This is a genomic window from Mesorhizobium sp. CA6, assembly GCF_020165035.1.
Lineage (GTDB): Bacteria > Pseudomonadota > Alphaproteobacteria > Rhizobiales > Rhizobiaceae > Mesorhizobium.
In genome coordinates, this window is the sequence record NZ_JAIUHI010000008.1 from 90,552 (window position 1) to 108,778 (window position 18,227).

Genomic DNA, 18,227 nt, shown 5'->3' on the forward strand with positions numbered 1-18,227 from the left:
GAAGGGTTGGGTGCGGTCAGAGACGCTTGCCGGTTTCGGCGTCGAAGAGGTGGACCTGGTCGAGACGCGGCTTGAGCTTGAGCGTGTCACCGGGCTTGAAGTCGTGTCGCTCGCGGAATAGCGCCACCATCTCGCCCTCGCCGAACCGTACGAACACCAGCGTCTCCGAGCCTGTCGGTTCGACCACCGAAATCGTGGATGCGACGCCGTCAGGATGGATTTCCAGGTGCTCGGGGCGCACGCCATAGACGACGGCTCGGCCGTCTGCCGCGGCGATATTGGTCGGCATCGGAAACGCCGAGCCAGCAATGTCGACCACTGGCTTCTCGCCCTTTTTCATGGTGCCCTTGAGTAGGTTCATCGCCGGCGAGCCGATGAAGCCGGCGACGAACAGGTTGGCCGGCCGGTCGAACAGCTCCAGGGGCGCGCCGACCTGCTCGATGCGGCCGTCACGCATCACGACGATCTTGTCGGCCATGGTCATGGCCTCGATCTGGTCGTGGGTGACGTAGATGGTGGTCGTCTTCAGCCGCTGGTGCAGTTCCTTGATTTCGGTGCGCATCTGCACGCGCAGCTTGGCGTCAAGGTTGGAAAGCGGCTCGTCGAACAGGAACACCTGCGGATTGCGCACGATGGCGCGGCCCATGGCGACGCGCTGGCGCTGGCCGCCCGAAAGCTGGCGCGGATAGCGCTTGAGATAAGGCGCAAGGTCGAGGATGTCGGCGGCGCGCTTGACCCGTTCGGCGACGACGGCCGGATCGGTGCCGCGCAGCTTCAGCGCAAAGGCCATGTTCTGCTCCACCGTCTTGTGCGGATAGAGCGCATAGTTCTGAAATACCATGGCGATGTCGCGCTTCGCCGGCGGCAGGTTGTTGACGACCCGGTCGCCGATCGAGATCGTGCCGCCGGAAACCGTCTCAAGCCCGGCCACCATCCTGAGCAGCGTGGACTTGCCGCATCCCGACGGGCCGACCAGCACGACGAACTGTCCGTCGGCAATATCGACGCTGACCTCATGCAGGACCTTGACGGTTCCGAACGCCTTGGCCACACTGCTGATCGCGACTTGAGCCATCGTCTCCCCTTTATCGTTTGCGGTGAAGCTAGCCATTGCGAACGGCAACGGCAAGTCGGTATCTTATAGATAAAAAGCCAATCTTGTTGACAAGGTAATCGATTACGCGAATAGTGGCGAGTGCCAATCCGAGAGCAGGCCTGTTATCCTGAAATCGGAGATCCGGCGACGCAGGGTGGGGTCCCACGTCCGGTATGATCGAGGAGAACCGAGAGGCGTTTCGACGTCTGAGAGATTGGCACTTCAATTCAAGCATTGTTGTTCTGGGAGGAACCTGTAGATGAGAGTCGATCTGTATGAAAAACTGATGCGCGCCGGCGCCAGCCGCCGCGATGTGCTGAAGGGTGCGGCCAGCATGGCCGCAATCGCCGCCGCCTCCGGCGCCGGGCTCGGAGCACTGACGAAGCCTGCGGCCGCCGACGACAGTCTGCGCGCGAAAATCCTGCAGATCCCGGGCGTCGGCAAAGGCCAGCCGACGGACGCCGACTTCCAGAAGGTCGGCGAGCTCTGCCTCGAAGCGACCAAGGCCAATGTCAAGGAAGGCGAGTTTGCCGGTGTCGAGCTCACCTTCATGGGCCTCAACAATCAGAACCTCCACAACGTGCTGTTCCGCGGCTTCCTGAAGCCGTGGGAGGCCTATACGGGCGCCAAGATCAGCTGGATCGACCTTGCTCAGGCCGACTACAACGCCCGTCTGCAGCAGTCCATCGCAACCAAGACCGTCGACTTCGACATCATCGAGATGGGCGCGCCTTTCGAAGGCGACGTCTGCGGCAAGGGCCTTACCTCCGAGATGCCCGATTGGGTCAAGAAGCAGATCGATTTCGACGACCTCGTCAACTACCTGAAGCCGCCGGTCGGCACCTGGGACGGCAAGCAGTATCGCGTGACGATCGACGGCGATGCGCACAATTTCAACTACCGCACCGACGTGTTCGCGGATGCCGATCTCGCCAAAGCCTGGAAGGAAAGCGGCGCCACGACCGAATGGGGCGTGCCGAAGACCTGGCAGGAAGTGCAGGCCGTCACCAAGTTCCTCAAGGGCAAGCAGTTCAAGGGCCAGGACATCTATGGCTATCTGGACGCGCCCAAGCCCTGGGGCGGCTTCGGCTTCTATTTCCTCGGCAGCCGCGCCACCGCTTACGCCAAGCATCCCGATGACAAGGCCTGGCTGTTCGACGCCGACACGATGAAGCCGCGCATCAACAACCCGGCCTGGGTGCGCGCCATCCAGGACGTCATCGACGCCCTACCGTCCGAACCCGCCGACCAGATCAATGCCGATCCGAACACCACTGCCTTCCAGCAGTTCCTGGCCGGCACCGGCTCGATGATCCCCTGGTGGGGCGACGTCGGCTCGAATGTGAAGACCAATGACTCGTCGGTCATCGGCGATGTCACCGGCTTCTCGATCCTGCCCGGCTCCGACGACGTCTACAATTCCAAGACCGGCAAATGGGAAAAGCTCGCCAGCGGGCCGAACTATGCGCCGAACTGCGCCTATCTCGGCTGGGGCGTCTATGTCATGGCTCGCGTCGATTCCGACGAGAAGAAGAAGAAGGCCGCATGGTCGGCCGCCGCCCATCTCGGCGGCAAGGACCTGTCGATCTGGACGGCGATGTATCCGTCGGGCTTCCAGCCCTACCGCAACTCCCATTTCAACGTTCCCGAATGGGTGGCCGCCGGCTATGACGAGGCCTTCATCACCTCCTACCTGAAATCGGAAGGCGATTCCTACAACCATCCGAACGCTGCGATCGAGCCGCGCATTCCCGGCATCTTCCAGTACTACTCCGCCGCCGAGGACATCCTGGCCAACACCTTTGCCGGCAAGATGAAGGCGCAGGAAGGCGCCGACGCCATCGCCGCGGCCTGGGAAAAGCTGACCGACCAGATCGGCCGCGAGAACCAGATCAAGCTCTACAAAGCCTCGCTCGGCATGTAGGCTGGCTTATGAGACGTCGCGGCCCGGTGGCACATCGTCACCGGGCCGCATTTTTACCGGCTCGGCCGGTTTGATACGTTTACAATTCCTGGAAAAGTGTGAGCGGTTTTCCGTCCGGAATTGCGTAAAAACAAAGAGATGGAGCGGTTCGCCGTTTCCGTGAAACGGTGAACCGCTCTAGAAGGCGAGAGGCGTGGCTGAGCAGACATCGACTGTGAATGCGTGGCCGGCACATCCGGCCGACCTGATCCCGGCAGGCCGCAAGCGCCTCGGCTGGGGCCTGCTGGCCATTGCAACCCTTGGCCTGCTGGCGATCATCGTCGTGCAGATCCTCTACAAGACCGAGATGTCCACGGTCGGCTTCGACACCTGGCGCCCTGTGGTCTACGCCTACATCTTGTGGGGCGCAGCGCTCGGCGCCTGGCAGGTGCTGACGCGCGGCGAGGACGGGCAGCGCGCGCTGTTCCTTTTGCCGGCCCTGCTCTTCACCATCGCCATGGTGATCTTCCCGACGCTGTTCGGCTTCTACATCGCGCTGACCGACTGGAATCTCAGCTCTTTCAGCGGACGCAGGTTCAACGGCCTCGACAATTTCTGGCAGATGCTGGCCGACCCCTATTACCGCAACGCGCTGTTGAACATGGTGCTCTATGTGCTTGCGGTGCTGGTCGAATATGTCATCGCCTTCGGCCTGGCGCTCCTGCTCAATGCGCAGATCCGGGCCCGCAAATTCTTCCGCGTCGTCTTCCTGCTGCCGCTGATGCTGTCGCCGGTCGCGGTGTCCTGGATGGTCGGCAAGTCGCTGATGGAGTACCGGTTCGGACCGGCGGCGACGCTGGCGCGTCATCTTGGCTGGGACAATCCCGCCTTCTTCTCCGATCCGATCACTGCCCGCATCTCGATCATGATGCTCGACGCCTGGACCTTCATCCCGTTCATGATGATCATGCTGCTGGCCGGCCTGCAGGCCATGTCGCGCGAGGTGCTGGAAGCCGCCCGCGTCGATGGCGCGACCGCATGGCAGACATTCTGGCAGGTCACCTTTCCGCTGATGCTGCCGGTATCGGTGACAGCCGTGATCCTGCGCATCATCTTCAAGCTGAAGCTTGCCGACATCATCATCACCCTGACCTCCGGCGGCCCTGGCGGCGCCACCGATTCCGTGTCGAGCTTCATCTATCGCGAATACCGCGACCGCTCGAATGTCGGCTACGGCACTATGCTGGCCATGGCCTATCTGGTCATCATCGTCGTGTTCGTGACCTGGCTGCTGAAATTCGCCAGTCGCTTCGTGCGCAACGTCAACTGAGCGGCATCATGAGCGTCCAGACCACCGACTACACCGTTTCCGAGATCCGCTCGCCGGCGGCCTTCATCGCCAGCCGCGTCTTCATCTATGGCGCGCTTATCTTCTGGGCATTCGTCTGCCTGTTCCCGATCTATTGGACGATCACCACCTCGTTCAAATCGGCGGTCGACGTCACCCAAGGCCATCTCATTCCCTTCGTCGACTTCGCGCCTGACTGGAAGGGCTGGCGCTCGCTCGGCCTGTCGCCGGATTCGATCTCCCAGACCTCGACCGTGCGCGACGAATTCCTCAAACGCTTCATGAACTCGGTCATCACCTCGGTCGGCGCATCGAGCCTCGCCATCATCATCGGCAGCCTCGCCGCCTATGGCCTTGTCCGCTACCGCTACAAGTTCGCCTGGTTCAAGAACGAGGACATCTCCTTCTTCTTCCTGTCGCAGTTGATCCTGCCGCCGGTCGTTCTGGCGCTCCCTTTCCTGGTGCTCTACCGCGAAGTGGCCCTCCTTGATACGCGCATCGGGCTCGTGCTCCTCTACACGCTGATGGTGCTGCCGATCGTCATCTGGATCATGCGCGACCAGTTCAACTCGATACCCGTTGAATTGGAGGAGGCAGCCCTTGTCGACGGGCTGTCGATCTGGGGCGCCTTTTTCCGCATCGTCATGCCGATCGCGTTGCCCGGCATGGTCGCCGCCTTCATCCTGGCGATGGTGCTGTGCTGGAACGAGTATTTCTTCGCCGCGCTTTTGACATCGACCGATGCCAAGACCATCCCCGTCATGGTGGCGAGCCAGACCGGCTCGCAAGGCATCAACTGGTGGTCGATGGCGGCCTTGGCCACCGCCGCGATCGCGCCGCTGGCCATCATCGGCATCGCGCTCGAGCGTTATCTGATCATGGGCATGACGGCCGGCTCAGTGAAATAGGATGACTTCCCCTTCCCCCCTTGCGGGGGAAGGTGGCCGCGAAGCGGCCGGATGAGGGGTGTTTCAGGGAAAGCCGACGTCTCACTCCGCTGGAACACCCATCATCCGTCTCGGCGCTGCGCGCCGATCCAGCTTCTCCCACAAGGGGAGAAGGAAGAACCGCCCCTATCGCACCAGAATCGACCGCAAATGGTCGAGGATCATCGCGACCCCGATCTTGCCGAGACCCGCCGAGGCTTCCGCGGCACTTTTCGTGTACCAGCCGGTGTTGTCGGCCAAATGCTTCTCGTCCACCGCTTCCGGGCATAGCGCCAGCATCAGCGAGGTTTCGCCGATGCCGGCATGGTCGAACGGATATTTGCCGGTCATCGCGGCCGGCATCAACGGATGCACCTGGACCCAGTTGAAGACATTCTCGCCCTGCGCATGGCCGGCATAGTAATCGGCCATCGCGTTCGAACCCCACCAGCCTTCGCCGCGCTCCTTCTCCAGGAAGCGGAAGATCGCTTGCCGGCCGGCGGTCTTGAAGGCGAGATCGGTCGGCATGCCGGCCGCGAAATTCTCGGTTTGATGATGGATGATGGCGTGGATGTTGCGGAAGCCGATGCGCAGCAGCCCGTAGAACAATTCCTCCGCGAAAGGCGAAAGCGCCGGGCCGCCGACCTGCACCGAGCCGCTGCCTTCCGGCGCAGCGACGGCATAGCTTGCCGCGCCGTAATAGAAGGGCGGCAGGATGACGATGTCCCTTTCCTTCTCGATCAGTTCGACCGTCTTGATCACCGCCAGCGTGTCCATGCCGACCGCCATGTGCTCGCCGTGATATTCGAGCACGCCGAGCGGCAGCACCACCGGCCAGTTCTCCTCGATCGCCTTGCGGATCTGGTGCGGCAGCATCAGTTCGTAGCGCATCTCCTTACTCCATGTTGGTGTGCCTGGCGCGCATCGCTTCCGGCGTCGCATTGGTCAGCGCCTGGAGCTTCAGCACCATGATCTCGAACAGAAGGAACAGCGCGCCTTCGAACAGCGAGCCCATCGGCAGCACCGAGCTTCTCGCCGCGCCCTGGTCGCTGGCCATTGTCTGCGCCGGGATGAGCAGGGTAAGGTCGGCGAGCTTGGCGGCGCTGCTTGCCGGTTCTGCCGTCAAAAGCAGCCCCTTCGCGCCGGCATCGCGGGCAACCCGCATCAAGGTCAGCACCGTGGTGGTCTCGCCGGGCCCTGAGCTCGCCAGGAAGACGTCGCCCTGCCCGAGCGGCGGCGCGGTCATGTCGCCGACGACCGAGACCGGCAGGCCGAGATGGTAGAGCCGCATGGCGAAGCCCTTCACCTGCAAGGCCTCGCGGCCGCAGCCATAGACGGCGATCGTGCCGGCGCCGGCCAGCATTGCGCAGGCGGCGTCGATGCGAGCTTCATCCGTGCGCGCCAGCACCGCGCCAAGCTCATCCAGCGCGGTCGCGAGCATCCCTGATGCGGCTTTGGTCATGACGGCTCACCTTGCCTGCCGGGGCGTCGCTTGCCTCTACGGAATTGCGGCTCGCGACCACGAAAGGCTTGTTTTTGTTCATGCTACCATTGCGAAAATCGCTGTCCAACGAGCCTCGGCACTTTTGCTGGGCCACGAGCGTGATAGTGTCATGTCAGACAAATCACTCCGGGACATCGTCAAACATGAAGACACGGCACTTCGACCGCATCGGCAATGGCGGCATCACCTTCACCGAGCTCGGCTTCGGCACCGCGCCGCTCGGCAATCTCTATCGCGCCATCTCCGACGAGGACGCCAACGCCACCTTGGAAGCGGCATGGGCGACCGGCTGCCGCTACTATGATACGGCACCTCTTTACGGCCTCGGCCTGTCGGAAACCCGCCTCAACCCGTTTCTGCGCGGTAGGAAGCGCGACGACTATGTGCTGTCGAGCAAGGTCGGGCGCATCATGCGCGTCGCCCCGCCGGACCAGCGCACCGGCATCGGCAAGTTCTTCGAGACGCCGTCGCGCCGGGAAGTCTACGACTACTCCTATGATGGCGTCATGCGCTCCTTCGAGGCCTCGCTGGAGCGCCTCGGGGTCGACCGTATCGACATCCTCTTCGTCCACGACGTCGACATCTTTACCCACGGCAGTAAGGAAGCCTCCGATGCCCGCATCGAGGAGTTCATGTCATCCGGCTATTACGGGCTGCTTTCGCTGCGCGACCAGGGCGTCATCAAGGCCTTTGGCGGCGGCATCAACGAGTGGCAGGTGGCACAGACCCTCGCCGAACGCGGCGATTTCGACCTGTTCCTGCTCGCCGGCCGCTACACGCTGCTCGAGCAGGAGGCGCTTGCCACCTTCCTGCCGCTTTGCCAGAAACGCGGCATCGGCATCGTGCTGGGCGGCCCCTACAATTCCGGCGTGCTGGCGACCGGCCCGAAGCCCGGAGCCTTCTACAATTACAGCGAGGCGCCGAAGGAGGTCCTGGATCGCGTGGCGCGCATCGAAACCGTCTGCAAGCGCCACAATGTGCGCCTCATCGAGGCGGCTCTGCAGTTCCCGCTGCAGCATCCTTCGGTAGTGTCGGTGATCCCTGGCGGCCAGCGGCCGTCCGAAGTCGAAAGCAACCGCGCGCTGCTCGACACCAAGATACCTGGGGCGCTGTGGGCGGATTTGAAACAGGAAGGCCTGATGCGCGCCGACGCGCCAACGGCCTGAATGGCCTGCGAACAGCCATAAAAAAGAAAAGCCGGGCTTGCCCGGCTTTTCTGTTCTTAAAAGAAAAAGGTCTTAGTTGACCGCGTCCTTGAGGCCCTTGCCGGCCGAGAACTTCGGCACGGTACGCGCCGGAATCTTCACTTCCGCGCCGGTCTGCGGGTTGCGGCCGGTCGAAGCAGCGCGTTTTGACACGGTGAAATTTCCGAAGCCGACAAGCCGGACATCGCCGCCCTTCTTCAGTTCGCCAGTGATCACGGAGAACACCGCATCGACGGCGGACTGCGCATCAGCCTTCGAAATGCTTGCGGAGTCGGCGACGGCGGACACCAGTTCGTTCTTGTTCATAAAAATTCCCTTCCATGAGAAAACCGGAACTACGACTCATCCGGCAGGAGACGGACTTTAGAAAGAAGCGCTCCGGAACCCAAGCCGAAAACCGCGGAATTCCGGGCTTTTTTCCACTTTTTCGTGGCTTTTCACACGAAAAAAGCCGGGCTTGAAAGCCCGGCTCTCTCTTTGTGCGCTGCAATATTAGCAAATGCTAATGAGCAAGCGACTTTCCAGCATCGTCGCCGCTGTCGACCGGAGCCGGCGCATTGACCGGTTCGACCCACTCGATCGGCTCCGGCATCCTGACCAGCGCGTGCGCGAGCACCTCGCCGACCCGCGAGACCGGGACGATCTCCATGCCGTTCTTCACATTGTCCGGAATCTCCGCCAGATCCTTGACGTTCTCTTCCGGGATCAGCACCTTCTTGATGCCCCCGCGTAACGCCGCGAGCAGCTTCTCCTTCAGGCCGCCAATCGGCAGAATACGGCCGCGCAGCGTGATCTCGCCGGTCATCGCCACATCGGCGCGGACCGGAATACCCGTCAGCACCGACACGATGGCCGTGGCCATGGCCGCACCGGCGGACGGGCCGTCCTTCGGCGTGGCACCCTCCGGCAAATGCACGTGGATGTCGCGCTTGTCGAACAGCGGCGGCTCGATGCCGAAATCGATGGCGCGCGAGCGGACGTAGGACGCCGCCGCCGAGATCGATTCCTTCATCACGTCGCGCAAATTGCCGGTCACCGTCATGCGACCCTTGCCGGGCATCATGACGCCTTCGACCGTCAGCAACTCGCCGCCGACTTCCGTCCAGGCAAGACCCGTGACCACGCCGACTTGATCGTCGGCCTCGATCTGGCCGAAGCGGAAGCGCGGCACGCCGAGATAATCGGCGAGGTTGTCCGCCGTGATCTTCACCGTCTTCTTCTTCGTCCGCAGGATCTCGGTCACCGCCTTACGGCCGAGCTTCATCAGCTCGCGCTCCAGGCTGCGCACACCGGCTTCCCGCGTGTAGGTCTGGATGATGCCGCGGATCGCGTCCTCGCCGACCGAGAATTCGTTCGGCTGCAGGGCATGGTCGCGGATCACCTTGGGCATCAGGTGACGCTTGGCGATCTCGATCTTCTCGTCCTCGGTGTAACCGGCGATACGGATGATCTCCATGCGGTCCATCAGGGGCGCAGGGATGTTCAGCGTGTTCGCCGTCGTCACGAACATCACGCTCGACAGGTCGTATTCGACTTCGAGGTAATGGTCCATGAACGTCGAGTTCTGTTCCGGATCGAGTACTTCGAGCAGGGCCGAGGACGGATCGCCGCGGAAGTCCTGGCCCATCTTGTCGATCTCGTCGAGCAGGAAGAGCGGGTTGGACTTCTTGGCCTTCTTCATCGACTGGATGACCTTGCCGGGCATCGAGCCGATATAGGTCCGCCTGTGGCCACGGATCTCGGCCTCGTCGCGCACGCCGCCGAGCGCCATGCGGATGAACTCGCGGCCGGTGGCCTTGGCGATCGACTTGCCGAGCGAGGTCTTGCCGACGCCGGGCGGGCCGACGAGGCACAGGATCGGCCCCTTCAGCTTCTTCTGGCGGCTCTGCACGGCGAGATACTCGACGATGCGTTCCTTGACCTTGTCGAGGCCGAAGTGATCGGCATCGAGCACGTCCTGCGCAAAGCCGAGGTCCTGCTTGACCTTGGAGTTCTTGCCCCACGGGATCGACAAGAGCCAATCGAGATAGTTGCGCACGACCGTCGATTCAGCCGACATCGGCGACATCGAGCGCAGCTTCTTCAACTCGGCCTCCGCCTTTTCGCGGGCCTCCTTGGAGAGCTTGGTCTTCTTGATGCGCGCCTCGATCTCGGCGGCCTCGTCGCGGCCATCCTCGCCCTCGCCGAGCTCCTTCTGGATCGCCTTCATCTGCTCGTTGAGGTAGTACTCGCGCTGCGTCTTCTCCATCTGGCGCTTGACGCGCGAACGGATGCGCTTTTCCACCTGGAGCACGGAGATTTCGGCTTCCATGAAGCCCATCGCCTTCTCCAGACGCTCCTTGACGGAAAGCGTTGCAAGCATCTCCTGCTTCTCGGGGATCTTGATGGCGAGATGCGATGCAACCGTATCGGCGAGCTTGGAATAGTCGTCGATCTGGCTGGCGGCACCCACCACTTCGGGCGAGATCTTCTTGTTCAGCTTGACGTAATTCTCGAAGTCGGTGACGACCGAGCGGGCAAGCGCCTCGATTTCGACCTCTTCCTCTTCCGGCTCGGCGAGCGCCGTGGCGCGGGCCTCATGGAAATCGGCACGGTCGGTGAACGAGACGATCTTGGCGCGCGAGGCGCCCTCGACCAGCACCTTCACGGTGCCGTCGGGAAGCTTCAAAAGCTGCAGCACATTGGCGAGCGTGCCGATGTCGAAAATCGCACCGGGCTCAGGATCGTCGTCGGCTGCATTCATCTGGGTGGCAAGCAGGATCTGTTTTTCCTGACCCATCACCTCTTCCAGCGCCTTGATCGACTTTTCACGGCCCACGAAGAGCGGAACGATCATATGCGGGAACACGACGATATCGCGCAGTGGGAGGACTGCGAAAACGCCGTCGCCGGAAGCCTTGGATATCTTGGCCATTGTCCAACCTTTCATGTCGCGGCCGCTTATTTTAGCCAACCGCGAATCTCATATTAACGACCGAGCGTCGTTCCGCCTACCACCGTTTGTGACGGGAATTTTACAGCACAGAATTCGGCGCCTCGGCCTTCTGCTGTTAGGTGGATGTAACCGAGGCAAAGATCAAGGGTTAACACGGTCGTTCGAGCCCTTCCACTGCTCGCCTCCCCACCCTTGACAGCAAAACGGCGCCACGCGGGCGCCGTTCCATGAAAATTGTCGGGCGCAGTGCCATTTCAGGCGCTGACATTGCCCTTCTTTTCCTTCTGCTCGGAGTAGATGTAGAGCGGCCGGGCGTTGCCGGACACCACCTCTTCCGAAATCACCACCTCGCGCACACCTTCAAGCGCCGGCAGCTCGAACATGGTGTCGAGCAGGATCGCTTCCATGATGGAGCGCAGGCCGCGTGCGCCGGTCTTGCGCTCGATGGCGCGCTTGGCGATCGCCGACAGCGCGTTCTCGTGGAACGTCAGATCGACATTCTCCATCTCGAACAGCCGCTGATATTGCTTGACCAGCGCGTTCTTCGGTTCGGTCAGGATCTGGATCAGCGCCGGCTCGTCGAGGTCTTCCAGTGTCGCCAGGACCGGCAGACGACCTACGAATTCCGGGATCAGGCCGAATTTCAGGAGATCCTCCGGCTCGACCTGACGGAACAGGTCACCAGTGCGCCGATCCTCGGGCGAAGCCACGGTGGCGCCGAAGCCGATCGAGGTCTTGCGGCCGCGATCCGAGATGATCTTGTCCAGCCCCGCGAAGGCGCCGCCGCAGATGAACAGGATGTTGGCGGTGTCGACCTGCAGGAATTCCTGCTGCGGATGCTTGCGGCCGCCCTGCGGCGGCACGGAGGCGACCGTGCCTTCCATAATCTTCAGGAGCGCCTGCTGCACGCCCTCGCCCGACACGTCGCGGGTGATCGAGGGATTATCCGACTTGCGCGAGATTTTGTCGATTTCGTCGATATAGACGATGCCGCGCTGCGCGCGCTCGACATTGTAGTCGGCCGACTGCAACAGCTTCAGGATGATGTTCTCGACGTCCTCGCCGACGTAGCCGGCCTCGGTCAGCGTCGTGGCGTCGGCCATGGTGAACGGCACGTCGATGATGCGGGCGAGCGTCTGCGCGAGAAGCGTCTTGCCGCAGCCGGTCGGGCCGATCAGAAGGATATTGGACTTGGCCAGCTCGACGTCGTTGTTCTTGCCGGCATGCGCCAGGCGCTTGTAGTGGTTGTGAACCGCCACCGACAGCACGCGTTTGGCATAGGGCTGGCCGATGACGTAGTCGTCGAGGACCTTGAGGATTTCCTGCGGTGTCGGCACGCCTTCGCGCGACTTCACCATCGAGGTCTTGTTCTCCTCGCGGATGATGTCCATGCACAGCTCGACGCATTCGTCGCAGATGAAAACCGTCGGCCCCGCGATCAGCTTGCGGACCTCGTGCTGGCTCTTGCCGCAAAACGAGCAGTAGAGGGTGTTCTTTGAATCACCGCCGCCGTTGCTGACCTTGCTCATTTTTCTGTCCTTTCACCGACGCCCGCCGACCGTCTGGCTTTGAGTGACGTCTTCACCAATCTATCGCGGGAATCCGCCACCGCCAGTGTCCCGGCTCACACAGCGCATTCCGTACGAAACACAAATCAGAAAACGCGGCAATGATTCGCAGCAACCCCACGCAAAGCTAAGCCGTCGAAAATCAACATAGCCTTAACGTAGGCAATCCCAACGCCTGAGGGAACAGCCAAATGTGGCCGAAATGCCGCAAGACGCGCCAAAACCGCGTTATGCTGCCATTTGCCGTCGAGGTCAGGCTGAAGCGGTGGCTGTCTCGACCGCCTCGCGGCTGGAAATGACCTTATCGATCAGGCCGAAGTCCCTGGCCTCGTCCGCGGTCATGAAATGGTCGCGGTCGAGCGTCTTCTCGATCTCGTCATAGCTTTTGCCGGTATGCTTGACATAGACCTCGTTCAAGCGGCGCTTCAGCTTGATGATGTCCTGCGCATGACGTTCGATGTCCGAGGCTTGGCCCTGGAAGCCGCCGGACGGCTGATGGACCATGATCCGGGCGTTCGGCGTGGCAAAACGCATGTCCTTGTGGCCGGCGGTCAGAAGCAGCGAACCCATCGAAGCAGCCTGGCCGATGCAGAGCGTCGACACCGCCGGCTTGATGAACTGCATAGTGTCGTAGATCGCCATGCCCGAGGTGACGACGCCACCCGGCGAATTGATATAGAGGTTGATTTCCTTCTTGGGATTCTCCGCCTCGAGAAACAAAAGCTGTGCACAAACCAGCGTCGCCATCCCGTCCTCGACCGGCCCGGTGATGAAGATGATGCGTTCCTTCAAGAGGCGCGAGAAAATGTCATAGGCACGCTCGCCGCGGTTGGTCTGCTCGACCACCATCGGAACGAGGTTCATGTAGGTTTCAACGGGGTTCTTCATGGACTACCCTTGTAGGAGATGGATTCCGGCACCTTGATATATCAGCAATCGCGCGGAATCGTTCTGGATTGGTTACGACCTAAATAGGATGCCGGCTCACCCTAGCGCAAGGCCGCCTCTCCTAGCCATCTGGTTAAGCCGAATCAAGCGCGGTAGGCCCGCGGAGCACGGGCGCGCTCTGGCCTAATGAGACGGGCCCAGTCCCGGCCGGCCCCGTAAGGCGCTCGCAAGGTAGCAATTCCTTAACGACGACGCTTAACGAAAAGCCTTGAAATCGCTGTCCGCCCGCGGAGCTTCCGTTACAGTCCTGCATTGTGAAGACATCCTTTTTCAACGGGGGAATGTCATGATCCGCAAAAGCTCCGCATCGCTGGCGGCAGTCGCGATGCTTGCCAGCGTCTGTGAAACCGCCGCAGGCGGCCCCGCGCTCGAATGCTACGAGCCGATCCACAGGCCGGCACTTTACGATACCCTCTACGAGGACGTGATGCTGAACCCTGGCGGACAGGTGGTCGACTACGACGCGCCGATTTACGGCACCTATCAAGGCGTGGAGCAGATCGCGCCGCCGCGCGTCACCTACGAGACCGCGCCGGCGGTCACACGCACGGTCTACCACACTGTCAAGGTCGACGATGGCGGCTATGCCTGGGAATGGCGCGTCATCCATGGCCGCAAGGTGCTGTGCAAGGTATGGCGAAAGGCCCGCTATGCGCGCGTCGCCGAGACGGTCGTGGTCCAGCCGGAGCGCGTCCGGCGCGTCGTTCAGCCGGCGGAATATGAAGCGGTTGCCCACGAAGTGCTGGTGCGGCCGCAACAAGTCCGCATCCGGGAAATCCCGCCGTCTTACGGGACGGTAGCGCGTAGGGTGGTGGTGCGGGAAGGTTCGACCAGCTGGCGGCGCGTGCACATTCCGCGGCATTGCCAGGATTAGCCGGTACTTCGCCTACGGGTTGCAGCCGGCCGGGCGGTGGTGTCGCGCGCCGGCCGGAGCTGTCCCCGGGTCAGGCGAGGTCGATGTCGAGGATCGCCATTGAGAAATTGTAGTCGCCGTCGTCCTCGTCCTTGAAGACGATGCCGAGGAATTCGTCGCCGACATAGACTTCGGCCGAGTCTTCCTTGCGCGGACGCGCCTTCACCTGCAGCTTGGGATTCTGGAAGACGCGCTTGAAATAGGCGTCCAGCTTTCTGATTTCGTCAGGCTTCAAAAGACTTCTCCGAAATGTCGGCTTAATTCATGGAACGCGCTTCTGACACGCCGACGATGGCGATGTAAAGGCAAGCCGACAGGATAACACGTGACAACCGGCACTTGAAAACCGGGGCCGGATTCCGGTCACCAGGCGGGCTGACAGTCTCAGATGTCGAAGCTGACCACGTGGTCCATGCTCTGCGACGGCAGGAGCTGGTCCATCTGTCGCGAGGGCTGGTCGCAGCCGGTTTCCCCCACGACCCGCGCCGGCACGCCGGCGACCGTCTTGTTGTGCGGCACGGGCGACAGCACCACCGAACCGGCGGCAATCTTCGAGCAATGACCGACCTCGATATTGCCGAGAATCTTGGCGCCGGCGCCGATCAGCACGCCGCGGCGGATCTTCGGATGACGGTCGCCATTGGCCTTGCCGGTGCCGCCCAGCGTCACGCCGTGCAGGATCGACACGTCATCCTCGATGACCGCCGTCTCGCCGACGACCAGCCCGGTGGCGTGATCGATAAAGATACCCTTGCCGATGCGAGCGGCCGGGTTGATATCGGTCTGGAACACCGACGACGACCTGCTCTGCAGGTAGAGCGCGAAGTCCCGGCGGCCATGGTTCCATAGCCAGTGCGCCAGACGATGCGTCTGGATGGCGTGAAAACCTTTGAAATAGAGCACCGGCATGATGAAACGGTCGCAGGCCGGGTCGCGATCGTAATAGGCCTGGATGTCGACGCGCACCGTCGTGCTCCAGTCAGGATCGTCGTCCAGCATCGCCTTGAACGTTTGGCGGATGAGATCGGAGCCGATATCCTGGTGATCAAGGCGCTCGGCAAGCCGGTGGATCACCGCTTCTTCCAGGCTCTCCTGGTTGAGGATCGTCGAATAGAGGAAGGCCGCCAGCAACGGATCGCGGTTCACCGCCTCCATCGCTTCATCGCGGATCGACCGCCAGATCGGATCGACCGGCTGCACCCTGCTGGGGCGGGCAATCGTAATGCTGTTCATCGACGCTCTCCGGCCTTCCTCATTCTCCGGCGGCACATATAGGCCACATCATAGCACGGTTGAACTCAATTTTCCTTAGTGCTTTGTCAAATGGACCTGGTTCACGCAAATTCAAGCGGCGATGGAAAACGAACCCTTGATCGGGAGCGCATTCGAAATCGCCTCGATTGTCGTCTCCCCAAACGTAGGAAACGGTCACAGTCCGGCGTCAGACCTCACTGCGGCAATGCCGTTCCGGCCTGTTCCGCCACCATGTAAGCGGCGTACCAGTCGGGCCAGTTCTTGTCGTACTGTCCGCCAGCGCGTTTCTCATGTTCGCCGTGTGCCGCCGCGGCCCGCCGCAGCGCGGCCGCGAGTTCCGGGGATGAAGTGAACGTCGTATCACCCGCATCGACGCGCCCGGGCAAGCGCTGGGTGATCTCCTGCAGCAGCCAGCCATTGCCGTCCGGATCGCTGAATGTGACGAACGAGGAATAGCTGCGCCCCTCCGGATGCCGGCCTTTGATCGGCGGCTGGCCGGGGCCGTCGCGGTGGAAGATGTCGCTTGCCTCGACGCCACGCGCCACGAGTTCAGCCCGGGCCGCTTCAATATCGGACACGATCAGATAAAGCACTTTCGCCGAACCAGGCGCGGCCGATGTGAGGCCCGTGCCGAATTGGATCGAACATGGCGAACCCGGCGGCGTGAACTGCACGACCCGGAACGCGTCGCCGACCACGAAGTCGGCATCGAGCCTCCAGCCCAAGCCGGCATAGAAGCCCTTGGCTCGATCGACATCGGCAACTGGGATGACGACCGCCTCCAATTTCATGTCGATCGTGCCAGGTTTCGTCCCGCCGGTCATGTCACGCTCCTTGGGTTCGATCTCGGCAGCTTCCCTCCGTCGCGCATTTTGGTCAATCGGATACATATGCTCTTGAAGCCGGCGGCGACTTGCGTTGTCCTGCCAGCCTTAGCCGCCCGGAAAAATTCGTCATGGAAAAAGAGACGCTGATCGATGTTGCGCTGAAAGCCGAGCTTTGCGCCCTCTATCAGGCCGGGGACCGGCACTATCACAACCTCGCCCATATCGAGGCCATGCTGGCGCTGGCTGAAGAATACCGAGACCTGCTCGACGACCCGGGCGCCGTCGAAGCGGCGATCTGGTTTCATGACGCGATCTATGACAGCCGCGCCAAGGACAATGAGGCAAAAAGCGCAGACCTGGCCGAGAAAAAGCTTGCCGGGCGCGTCGATCCTCATCGCCTAGCCCGCATAGCGGCGATGATCAACGCGACCGCCACCCATCAATTGCCGCCTTTGCGCGACGAGGGCGCGCTCAACGATGCGGCCCTTTTGCTCGACATGGATCTGGCGATCCTCGGCGCCGAACCCGCGGTGTTCGATGCTTACGAGAAGGCGGTCCGGCTGGAATATGGCTGGGTGGACGAGCCGATGTGGCGCGCGGGCCGGGCGGCCGTCCTGAAGAGTTTCCTCGCCCGTCCGCACATTTTCCATACGACCGAGTTCCGGGATCGGTTCGAGGCGCAGGCCAGGGAAAATCTCGGCCGTTCACTGCAAGCCCTGCAAAATCCGCCCTGATAGGCCCATACTCCCGCGGGGCTTTGCCCCTATGCCCAAATTCAAGGCACTGCGATCACTATCGAACGTGAACCGCTCTGGGATGGCCGTCACCATGGAAAACAGCTTCCACCAACCCGTCGACGCCGCGCAGGTGCCGCGCTTTGCCGGGCTTTCCACTTTCATGCGGCTGCCGGCCGTGCCGAGCGCGAAGGGGCTCGACATCGCCCTTGTCGGAATTCCCTGGGACGGCGGCACGACCAACCGGGCCGGCGCCCGCCACGGTCCGCGCGAAATCAGGAACCAGTCGAGCCTGATGCGCCGGGTCCACCATGTCTCGGGAACCGAACCGTTCTCCATCGCCAATATTGCCGATGTCGGCGACGTCTCGGCCAATCCGATCAACCTGCTCGACGGGTTGAAGCGCATCGAGGACGGCATTGCCGCGATCGTGGCCGACGGTGCCCTGCCGCTTGCTGCGGGTGGCGATCATTTGACGACGCTGCCGGTGCTGCGCGCGGTGGCCCGCAAGCGGCCGGTCGGCATGATCCACTTCGATGCGCATTCCGACACCAACGACCGCTATTTCGGCGACAATCCCTACACGCACGGAACGCCTTTTCGTCGCGCGATCGAGGAAGGGCTGCTCGATCCGAAACGGACTGTCCAGATCGGGATCAGAGGCTCGATCTATGAACCGGGCGAACACGATTGGGCGACCGCTCAGGGCGTGCGCATCATCTATATGGAAGAATTCGTCCGGCGCGGCGTCGCTTCGGTCATGCAGGAAGCGCGCGATCTAGTCGGCAACAGCCCGACCTATGTGACGTTCGACATCGATTGCATCGACCCGTCCATGGCTCCCGGCACCGGCACGCCGGAGATCGGCGGTTTCACGACACGCGAGGCGCAGGAGTTGGTTCGATTTTTGGACGGATTGAATTTCGTCGGCGCCGATGTCGTCGAGGTCGCGCCTCCCTTCGACGTCGGCGGCATGACGGCGCTGGCCGGCGCGACGATGATGTTCGAGCTGCTGTGCGTCATGGCGAGGTCCCTCGCCGACAGGAGGGCGCAGGGCTAGCGCGAC

17 protein-coding genes are annotated in these 18,227 nt (G+C 62.1%); 7 read left to right on the forward strand and 10 right to left on the reverse strand.

Annotation, left to right across the window (positions count from 1 at the left end):
• Positions 1-16: 16 nt before the first annotated feature.
• Positions 17-1,075 (reverse strand): ABC transporter ATP-binding protein, encoded by a 1,059-nt coding sequence (locus tag LB526_RS14010; RefSeq protein WP_224628089.1) that lies wholly within the window; start codon positions 1,073-1,075, stop codon positions 17-19.
• A gap of 280 nt (positions 1,076-1,355) precedes the next feature.
• Here LB526_RS14010 and LB526_RS14015 point away from each other — a divergent pair, with 280 nt between their 5' ends.
• From LB526_RS14015 to LB526_RS14025, 3 genes are all read left to right on the forward strand, one after another.
• The gene (locus LB526_RS14015; protein WP_095765158.1) at positions 1,356-3,020 is read left to right on the forward strand and encodes an ABC transporter substrate-binding protein; all 1,665 of its coding nucleotides are present in this window, start codon (positions 1,356-1,358) and stop codon (positions 3,018-3,020) included.
• Between the two features lie 193 nt (positions 3,021-3,213).
• Positions 3,214-4,329 carry a carbohydrate ABC transporter permease gene (locus LB526_RS14020; RefSeq protein WP_224628090.1) on the forward strand — a complete coding sequence of 372 codons (1,116 nt, stop codon included), beginning with the start codon at positions 3,214-3,216 and terminating at the stop codon, positions 4,327-4,329.
• 8 nt (positions 4,330-4,337) lie between these two features.
• The gene (locus LB526_RS14025; RefSeq protein ID WP_224628091.1) at positions 4,338-5,255 is read left to right on the forward strand and encodes a carbohydrate ABC transporter permease; all 918 of its coding nucleotides are present in this window, start codon (positions 4,338-4,340) and stop codon (positions 5,253-5,255) included.
• Between the two features lie 165 nt (positions 5,256-5,420).
• Here LB526_RS14025 and LB526_RS14030 read toward each other — a convergent pair whose 3' ends face one another.
• Both LB526_RS14030 and LB526_RS14035 read right to left on the reverse strand, forming a co-directional pair.
• The gene (locus tag LB526_RS14030; protein WP_224628092.1) at positions 5,421-6,164 is read right to left on the reverse strand and encodes a creatininase family protein; all 744 of its coding nucleotides are present in this window, start codon (positions 6,162-6,164) and stop codon (positions 5,421-5,423) included.
• 4 nt (positions 6,165-6,168) lie between these two features.
• The gene (locus tag LB526_RS14035) at positions 6,169-6,735 is read right to left on the reverse strand and encodes an SIS domain-containing protein (protein WP_224628093.1); all 567 of its coding nucleotides are present in this window, start codon (positions 6,733-6,735) and stop codon (positions 6,169-6,171) included.
• Between the two features lie 185 nt (positions 6,736-6,920).
• Here LB526_RS14035 and LB526_RS14040 point away from each other — a divergent pair, with 185 nt between their 5' ends.
• Positions 6,921-7,943: an aldo/keto reductase gene (locus LB526_RS14040; RefSeq protein WP_224628094.1), complete on the forward strand. Its 1,023-nt coding sequence runs from the start codon at positions 6,921-6,923 to the stop codon at positions 7,941-7,943.
• A gap of 72 nt (positions 7,944-8,015) precedes the next feature.
• Here the strand turns inward: LB526_RS14040 and hupB are convergent, their stop codons facing one another.
• The 4 genes from hupB to LB526_RS14060 all read right to left on the reverse strand — a co-directional run bounded on the left by hupB (position 8,016) and on the right by LB526_RS14060 (position 13,373).
• Positions 8,016-8,288, reverse strand: coding sequence for a DNA-binding protein HupB (hupB, locus tag LB526_RS14045; protein ID WP_027166452.1), 273 nt, complete (start codon positions 8,286-8,288; stop codon positions 8,016-8,018).
• A 196-nt stretch (positions 8,289-8,484) separates the two neighbouring features.
• Complete coding sequence (lon, locus tag LB526_RS14050; RefSeq protein ID WP_224602605.1) at positions 8,485-10,896, reverse strand: endopeptidase La; 2,412 nt, start codon at positions 10,894-10,896, stop codon at positions 8,485-8,487.
• Between the two features lie 275 nt (positions 10,897-11,171).
• Positions 11,172-12,446, reverse strand: coding sequence for an ATP-dependent Clp protease ATP-binding subunit ClpX (clpX, locus tag LB526_RS14055; RefSeq protein ID WP_040981372.1), 1,275 nt, complete (start codon positions 12,444-12,446; stop codon positions 11,172-11,174).
• Positions 12,447-12,737: 291 nt separating this feature from the next.
• Positions 12,738-13,373 carry an ATP-dependent Clp protease proteolytic subunit gene (locus tag LB526_RS14060; RefSeq protein WP_095765152.1) on the reverse strand — a complete coding sequence of 212 codons (636 nt, stop codon included), beginning with the start codon at positions 13,371-13,373 and terminating at the stop codon, positions 12,738-12,740.
• 346 nt (positions 13,374-13,719) lie between these two features.
• On the opposite strand from LB526_RS14060, the gene LB526_RS14065 reads away from it, so the two are divergent.
• The gene (locus LB526_RS14065) at positions 13,720-14,307 is read left to right on the forward strand and encodes a hypothetical protein (RefSeq protein ID WP_224628095.1); all 588 of its coding nucleotides are present in this window, start codon (positions 13,720-13,722) and stop codon (positions 14,305-14,307) included.
• A 70-nt stretch (positions 14,308-14,377) separates the two neighbouring features.
• Here LB526_RS14065 and LB526_RS14070 read toward each other — a convergent pair whose 3' ends face one another.
• The 3 genes from LB526_RS14070 to LB526_RS14080 form a co-directional block, all read right to left on the reverse strand.
• Complete coding sequence (locus tag LB526_RS14070) at positions 14,378-14,581, reverse strand: DUF3126 family protein (RefSeq protein ID WP_027166457.1); 204 nt, start codon at positions 14,579-14,581, stop codon at positions 14,378-14,380.
• A gap of 149 nt (positions 14,582-14,730) precedes the next feature.
• Entirely contained in the window at positions 14,731-15,579 is an 849-nt protein-coding gene (gene cysE, locus LB526_RS14075; protein WP_095765150.1) for a serine O-acetyltransferase, read from the reverse strand.
• Positions 15,580-15,794: 215 nt separating this feature from the next.
• The gene (locus tag LB526_RS14080; RefSeq protein WP_140840251.1) at positions 15,795-16,424 is read right to left on the reverse strand and encodes a VOC family protein; all 630 of its coding nucleotides are present in this window, start codon (positions 16,422-16,424) and stop codon (positions 15,795-15,797) included.
• Between the two features lie 131 nt (positions 16,425-16,555).
• Here LB526_RS14080 and LB526_RS14085 point away from each other — a divergent pair, with 131 nt between their 5' ends.
• Both LB526_RS14085 and speB read left to right on the forward strand, forming a co-directional pair.
• A complete protein-coding gene (locus LB526_RS14085; protein ID WP_140840252.1) occupies positions 16,556-17,161 on the forward strand; it encodes a hypothetical protein in 606 nt (201 codons plus the stop codon).
• 94 nt (positions 17,162-17,255) lie between these two features.
• Complete coding sequence (speB, locus tag LB526_RS14090) at positions 17,256-18,221, forward strand: agmatinase (RefSeq protein WP_140840254.1); 966 nt, start codon at positions 17,256-17,258, stop codon at positions 18,219-18,221.
• Positions 18,222-18,227 lie beyond the last annotated feature (6 nt).